Raw genomic sequence first — 7127 nt, 5'->3', positions numbered from 1 at the left:
GTATGTGAGTGCCTACAATACCACACAACTGTGTAGCCGGTGCGGAAAGTTGGTGCCGAAAACCCTGGCAACCCGAATCCACCGCTGCCCGTACTGTGGGCTGGTGTTAGCGAGAGATCATAATTCTGCAATCACTGTTTTACAGCGATCCACTCACTATGTAAAAGCACGCTCATCATCATTATCATCATCAGGGCAGGAACTGCCCGTTGAGCCTGGTTGACATGTCCCGCTGGGGAATGGATGACCCAGGAAGCCACCCTACTTGCAGGGTGGTAGTTCACCTACACAAATATTTTAATAGACCACGATTCACATTTCAATGCCTATATTAAATTGACTAATATTCATTGAAAAACAAGTTTGTTAGCTGTGCAATATAACTTTTTATGTTTTGAGTTAAAAAAAGCATCGTAAATAAAGAATTAACAACTTTTTTGTTATCTAATTAATTGTGCTACCTTTTTCGGATCGTATTTCCACTTTGGATCAATTTTCTTCGTTTTGCGGTAATATTTCGAGAGCCTATGGATTTTTGCTTCTGTCAGCTGCAACCCTCTTTTTGAGTGTAGATCCTTTGGATTAGCTTCCATATGATTGCGGAGATTCCAAGCCTTCCTGATGAGATTTAATATGTCTTCTGGAAGTACTGAGACTAAATCATGCTCTACTAAATGCTGAGATACGCTTTTTCCTGTATGAAGTTTCACAGATGGAATACCATATTGATCCCTAAGTATTGTTCCGATCATTGCCTGCGACTCGCCCGCCTTAGCAAGCTTGACAATTATATCATCAACCTCTTCTGGCGAATATTCTACCCATACAGGCGATTTTGTGCGTGGGGGACGCTTACTTGCACTTTTACCCCGTGCTCTACTGTGCATTCTAGCCATTTTAGTTTCCTCCAAGAATGTTCCTCTGAATTTCTACATTTTTGTCAGTTGTGTGGAATTCTTGGTTTGTAGATTAAGGTTTTTTAAATCTAAATGTTTTAAAAAGGTTACCAAAAAAACACAATTGAGTTTTAAATTTTTGCTGATTATAGCGGGAGACTGAAAGTTAGCTTGTATCACTTTCTTAAAACTCGAAGTTGAGGTTTTTAACTTAATCTTTAAGAATATTTGCAGTAAGCTCGTTAGATGGTTTAATTAGTTTCAATACCTTTATTTTTTTCAGATGTTGTTTAAGGATTTGGAGATAATATAATGGTGAAAACCAATTTGGAGAGTCCCCATCATGATCCTTATGAGTAGCACAATTAGTGAGTTTGTGAAAAAATTAGGTGCTGACTTAGTTGGCATAGCACATGTTAAAGAAATAAAGGATGAAAGGATAAAAGCAGAAATTAAAAGCGTATTTGATGATGCAAGAACTCTAATTTTAATTGGGAGACGTTTAGAACATCTAATGATTGACAAAAAAGGGGAAGAAAGCGCAAATTACCAGATTACAATAAGCAAGACTTTAAAGTTGATTACACAAAAACTTGTTGGATTCATTTTCAGAAGCGGTTTTAACTCTAAACTATTATTGGATCCTGAAAAAATGAGTGATGATCAACGAATCAATATCAAGAAACTTGCAGAATCTGCTGGATTAGGGCAAATTGGCTTTAACAACTTGCTTTTGACACCAGAGTTCGGGGCGCGTGTATTAATTGCTGCATTAGTAACTGACGCCCTTTTAGAACCTAGCAAAAGGATAGAATCACCAATCTGTTTGGAATTGAAAGGAATTTCCTGTAAAAAATGCGCAGATGCGTGTCCGCAACTTGCAATAAGCTTTACAGGGCGATTTTATGAGTCCAAGTGTCTAAAACAGCTCAGTAAAGACATTGAGTTATATCAATCTTATTACTGCACTCTGTGTATTACATCGTGTCCTGTAGGACATCCTGATTCTTCAGAGCAATAAACGACTCAATGAAGTTTACTTTTCATTTAGAATGTTTAAAATACTAATAATATCTTTTTGTGCCCTTTTTAGTAACTTTATTGCCTTCTTTTTTTCTTTTTCGTCTAACGAATGAAATGGGGCAGTTTTTCGCCATAGTTCACGCAAGTCTGTTAATGCATAAAGAGCGTCAAAAGTAAGAGAAACCCGTTCACTCATTTTGTTCACCTACAAATAGTTAGGAATAAATTGAAGCCGGGGGGAGGAATTGAACCTCCGTAAAGCGGATCTGCAGTCCACCGCCTCTAAGAGGGAGATGTTTCCAGCCTCTAGGCTACCCCGGCATATCATTCAATTTAATATGTATACGTTTCTGGCCACCTCGATCAGATGCGTCTCGCCTAATAGAAGACTAATTTAAAAACATTACTGATAATAAGCCAGAAAGCACCACAGCTTCAGCGTGGTGATGAATGGCGCGAGGTTTATATAGTTTATTAGCAATAGACTATAGGAGCAACAGGACGCCGCACGACGTTCGCACTAGGGAGTTCACACCGTGTCAAAGGTTATTACAGCAGTGCCGACCGCACCATCAAAGAACCAGACCATCAAAGCTACCTTGAAAGCCACTAAGGCACGCCGCACACAGCAACGCTGCCGGGTGTTTGAGCTGAAACTTGACCGCTCCCACCTTAACCAGCACACACATGCACAGTTGCAGCGCTTGTTTCTGGAAGCCAAATGGCTGTATAACCATATTCTCTCCCAGCCGAATGTGTGTGACATGGATTATAAACTCGCTGAAGTGCCGGTCAAAGTCAAAGATCGCTTTGAACTCCGGGAACTACGTCACTTATCCTCACACATGAAGCAGAGTTTGATTAGGCGAACCATCGATAACATCAAAGGGCTGGCACACTTAAAAGCGAAGGGGCATGCAATCGGCAGACTCAACTACAAGAGTGAAGTGAAGTCCATCCCTTTGAAACAATACGGCAATACCTACAAAATCCTGAATGACAAATGCATCAAGATCCAGGGCATCGCACAACACTTACGGGTCAATGGCTTGGCGCAAATTCCTGCTGACAGCGAGCTGGCTAATGCCACCTTGATCCAGCGCCATGGCGACTACTTCGTGGCAATCACTACTTACCAGGCGCGGAAACACACCCCGCCCCCGTCAAAAACGGTGGGCATCGATTTCGGCATCAAAACCCAATTAACGCTGTCAGACGGCATTGCCATCCAGTATGCCATCCCCATTAGCACCAAGTTGCGAAAATTACACCAGCAATTAAGTCGCTGTCAATATAGCAGCAAAAACTGGTATAAAGCCCTGCACAAATTGGAAAAAGCCTATGTGAAGGTTACCAATATCAAGAAGGACGTCAGAAACAAATTGGTCCATTATCTCCACACCAGGTATGGTGTGGTCTGTTACCAAGATGAGCATGTCAAGGCCTGGCAACGCCTCTGGGGCAGGAAGATCCTATCAACGGGTATCGGAGGGATCATACGCACACTTGAGGAAAAGGTGCATACTCCGATCCAAGTCGATAGATGGTTTCCTTCCACCAAGACCTGTTCTCGCTGCGGGAATATCCGGGACATCGAGTTAGATGAACGTTTATATGTCTGCCCCGTCTGCGGATTGGTAATGGACAGAGATCATAATTCAAGTGTTAACATCGAGAACGAAGGGTTAACACAGCTGCTACCTACGGGACGTAGGGATGTTAAGCCTGTGGAGACTGAATCCTCTACTGTGACATCGCTGGAATACCTCAATGGTATTCCCTATGTGACAGCAAGTTCGGTCAGCGAAGCAGGAAGCCTCACTGCTTCAGCGTGAGGTAGTTCACTGAAGTTCTGAAGAATTGAATACAGAGTAATACATTTAAAATGAGTTGACTTTAAACCTACCATACTAGTTACAATATGTTTGAGTGATCAGAATGGTCAGATTACGTGAATGCAGTTTTTGCGCAATTAAAATTGAACCTGGTACAGGGATGTTATACGTTAAAACAGATGGATCTACAAGATGGTACTGCTCTAGTAAATGTAAAAAATCAGATTCGATGAAACGCAATCCACGCAAACTAAAATGGACAAATCGATATGAATCTAAGCGTTAATATCCTGTATCTTATTTTTAATAACCAAATAACAAAACTTAAGCATTAGATTCACTTGTATAACCACTTTTCGTCTGAACGTGGATATTTACATACCTCTTCTTCGTTAAAATATACTGCCATTTCCATTTTTGCATTTTCTACAGAATCTGCTGCATGAATAACATTTCGCTCAAGAGTCATACCGAAATCGCCTCTAATAGTCCCAGGGTTCGCTTCAAGGGAATTTGTTTTTCCTATGATTGTTCTTACTGCTTGAACTGCGCTTTTTCCTTCCACAACCATTGGAAGAGATGGTCCTGATGTAATATATTCTATTAATGGTTCGAAAAATGCCTTTCCTTTATGAACTGCATATTGTTTCTCTGCTAATTCTCTTGAAACTTGTAATAACTTCAATGCAGTTATTTTCAGCCCTTTTTTCTCAATTCTTGAGATTATTTCTCCAATTAACCCTCTAGCTATGGCATCAGGCTTTAGCATCACAAAAGTTCTCTCAAATTCACTCATAATTTTGCCTCCTATACTATACCTAAAATGGTTTTAAATGAAAGGGCATTAACCTCTCCACATTTTTTGTGCTCTAGCAAATTTTAATTTGTTATAATGGAGAGATCTTACGGTATTTTTTTAGAATTCTATTATTTGCATATCTTCCTTCTCAGGTTTTCCAGTGACTTTGAGGTTTATCTGAACTATCTCATCTGAAATCATATTTCCTCTTACTGTTCGTCTCTTTCTCTGACCAGGTCTTTTTGGATGAAAACCAGGTGCTGATGACATCAAGATTCTTTTCCTGATAGCTCCATGAACATCAGGTTTCATGGGGAAACCATCTTTGTCACTTCCACCAGTTAACACGAATTTGTATCCCGGAAAGCCAATTGTTGTACCTTCAATTTCTTCTGAAATCTTAATTCCCAATAATCTGCCAATTTTATCACCTTCGATACCAATCTGTCGTGTTTTACCAGTTTCTGGATCAGATATAACAGCTTTATATTCAACCACTTTTCTTGTCCTCCGAAATGTTCTGATTATCATCAAGTTTTGAAATCGTGAATGATTAAAGAACATGAATTCATTTTCTGTTTATAAATTCTGCGCTTTGACCAAATGGAAAATTAAAATCCCCACAATGGTTTTGTTTTCCGTTTTATTTCACGAAGTTCGTCTAAAATTTCTTTTTGAGAGTCTGGCAATTCATCCTTGAACTTGGTTCGCAGCGTATTAAACATCGTCTCAGACATGTCAACTATCAGTACATCATTTTCGTTAAAGGTCCTTCCAACTGTACATCCCTTGATCGATATAGCGACCTCTTCCCCTTTTGTAGCCTTAGGAACATTCTCACCTCGATCTTGTATTCCAACTATTTCGCCGACTTTACGTCCATCGGATGCACGAATTAATAGATATTTTGGACAGATTTGTCCTCCTAATACTTCAACACCAACGACCGCTGGCTTGTTAATTCGAAAAACAAAACCTGGCATAACTTTTATTTTACCTGGCCTAATTATTGCCTTTTCGCGTTCTTCACGTAATTGCTTTTCCTTATCTAGTTTCCAATCATCGAAATCTTCAACGAGTCTATAAATGATATTGTTTAGCATTATAGGTATACCAAGACGATCTGCTTCTTCTTGCGCGTCTGGACGCACACCAACATTAAAGCCTAAAATTACTCCGTTCAGGGGATCTTGTTCGAGAGAAACACCTGCATCAACAACATCACGTTTGCTAACGTCTCCAACATTCGCAGTTCTTATGGGGATCTTATTTTCTTTTAAAAGTCTAAGAATAGCCTCTAAAGAACCTAATGCATCTGCTTTCAGGATTATTCCAGAAATATCTGTAGATATAATTATTTCGCTGATCTCTTTCTTTATCTCCGCAATAAGGGAGTTTAAATGTTCTTCGTCAGTGAACACTGAAACCGATGCACCAGCAACAGCATTATCGAGATTTGGCGCGCCTATTTTTATACCAGCCGCTGCTTTTATTTCATCTACTGAATTAAACTTTTCTCTTGGATCACGGATTTCATCCAAAGGTTTTGGAGAAAGCAATGCGCGAACTTTTGTTATAATCGGTTCACCATTCTTATCATAGGTGATAATACTGTCTCCCTTCTTAATTCGTCCCTCATAGATAATTGTGTCAATAGTTATTCCTAGACCTGGTTCTTCTTTAACTTCCAGAATTGAGCCGATTGCTGGTCCCTTTGAAACATGTAGTTTTTCTTGCAGATATTGCTGTGCCAAACCAGTTAGAATCATTAAAAGATCTGCTATTCCTTCTCCAGTTTTAGCAGAAGTTGGGATTATAGCCACATTTTTTGTAAAGTCCTTTATTCTATCGTATCTTTCGGCTTGGAATTTTTCCTTTGAGAGTTCGCCCATTATTTCATATATGCGCTCATTAAGGTCAGTTTGAATAAATTCATTTTGTTTGTTGAAAGATGCTAGAAAAGTAGAGTTCTCGTTGGGTTTCCATCCTCCTAGACGATCAATTTTATTTGCAGCGATCAAAAAAGGAACTTTTCGAGCACGTAAAAGATTTAAACTCTCCCATGATTGAGGCATAAAGCCATCCATTACGTCTATTACAAGAATAGCAATATCAGCTACACTCGCTCCACGAGCCCGCAGGTTGATGAACGATTCGTGCCCTGGTGTATCGATTATTAGAAGACCTGGTAAAGTGAATTTTATCTTGAGAGTATCAAGCAATTTCCCAGTAACTTCTTTAATTGTCTCCATAGGAAAAAAACTTGCACCAATGTGCTGTGTAATGCCTCCTGCTTCTCTTTTCTGCACTGCAGTACCACGGATTCTGTCTAGCAGTGAGGTCTTGCCGTGATCAATATGTCCCATGATAGTACAAATTGGAGCGCGTAAATCGTCCTCTTTTTCACTCATTTGCTTTAACCTCCACTTTGAAGGTTTGATTATGAAGTTCTTAGACAATTTCTGTCCTTATTTTGAAGGATCATTCATTCAATTCCTTAAATAACTTTGTAAAGTTTTTGATTTAGCATTTAATGTGTTTTTTGATTGTGCCATCCATTTTTCCTATGGCAAG

Annotated in this window: 9 protein-coding genes and 1 tRNA gene; 4 read left to right on the top strand and 6 right to left on the bottom strand. The window is 39.5% G+C overall.

Annotation, left to right across the window (positions count from 1 at the left end):
* A partial coding sequence (locus QVB70_RS16595; RefSeq protein ID WP_287588571.1) for a zinc ribbon domain-containing protein occupies window positions 1-223 on the top strand: 223 nt, incomplete at its 5' end.
* A gap of 217 nt (window positions 224-440) precedes the next feature.
* Here QVB70_RS16595 and QVB70_RS16590 read toward each other — a convergent pair.
* Window positions 441-896 carry a 30S ribosomal protein S15 gene (locus QVB70_RS16590; protein WP_287588570.1) on the bottom strand — a complete coding sequence of 152 codons (456 nt, stop codon included), beginning with the start codon at window positions 894-896 and terminating at the stop codon, window positions 441-443.
* A 343-nt stretch (window positions 897-1239) separates the two neighbouring features.
* Here QVB70_RS16590 and QVB70_RS16585 point away from each other — a divergent pair, with 343 nt between their 5' ends.
* Window positions 1240-1917: a 4Fe-4S dicluster domain-containing protein gene (locus tag QVB70_RS16585; RefSeq protein ID WP_287588567.1), complete on the top strand. Its 678-nt coding sequence runs from the start codon at window positions 1240-1242 to the stop codon at window positions 1915-1917.
* Between the two features lie 15 nt (window positions 1918-1932).
* On the opposite strand, the gene QVB70_RS16580 is transcribed toward QVB70_RS16585, so the two are convergent.
* Both QVB70_RS16580 and QVB70_RS16575 read right to left on the bottom strand, forming a co-directional pair.
* Window positions 1933-2115 (bottom strand): hypothetical protein, encoded by a 183-nt coding sequence (locus tag QVB70_RS16580; RefSeq protein ID WP_287588565.1) that lies wholly within the window; start codon window positions 2113-2115, stop codon window positions 1933-1935.
* A gap of 34 nt (window positions 2116-2149) precedes the next feature.
* Window positions 2150-2240: transfer RNA gene (locus tag QVB70_RS16575), tRNA-Cys, on the bottom strand.
* Between the two features lie 215 nt (window positions 2241-2455).
* Between QVB70_RS16575 and QVB70_RS16570 the strand changes: the two genes are divergently transcribed.
* Window positions 2456-3754 (top strand): transposase, encoded by a 1299-nt coding sequence (locus QVB70_RS16570; protein WP_287588563.1) that lies wholly within the window; start codon window positions 2456-2458, stop codon window positions 3752-3754.
* Window positions 3755-3857: 103 nt separating this feature from the next.
* Window positions 3858-4040, top strand: coding sequence for a 50S ribosomal protein L24e (locus tag QVB70_RS16565; RefSeq protein WP_287588562.1), 183 nt, complete (start codon window positions 3858-3860; stop codon window positions 4038-4040).
* 51 nt (window positions 4041-4091) lie between these two features.
* On the opposite strand, the gene ndk is transcribed toward QVB70_RS16565, so the two are convergent.
* The 3 genes from ndk to infB form a co-directional block, all read right to left on the bottom strand.
* The gene (ndk, locus tag QVB70_RS16560; protein WP_287588559.1) at window positions 4092-4550 is read right to left on the bottom strand and encodes a nucleoside-diphosphate kinase; all 459 of its coding nucleotides are present in this window, start codon (window positions 4548-4550) and stop codon (window positions 4092-4094) included.
* Between the two features lie 120 nt (window positions 4551-4670).
* A complete protein-coding gene (locus QVB70_RS16555) occupies window positions 4671-5051 on the bottom strand; it encodes a 30S ribosomal protein S6e (RefSeq protein WP_287588557.1) in 381 nt (126 codons plus the stop codon).
* Between the two features lie 113 nt (window positions 5052-5164).
* Complete coding sequence (gene infB / locus QVB70_RS16550) at window positions 5165-6964, bottom strand: translation initiation factor IF-2 (protein WP_287588555.1); 1800 nt, start codon at window positions 6962-6964, stop codon at window positions 5165-5167.
* Between the last annotated feature and the right edge of the window lie 163 nt (window positions 6965-7127).

Source organism: Candidatus Borrarchaeum sp., assembly GCF_019058535.1.
GTDB lineage: Archaea > Asgardarchaeota > Sifarchaeia > Borrarchaeales > Borrarchaeaceae > Borrarchaeum > Borrarchaeum weybense.
Note: the sequence above shows the minus strand (reverse complement) of the source record. Positions and strands in the feature narration are given on the sequence as shown.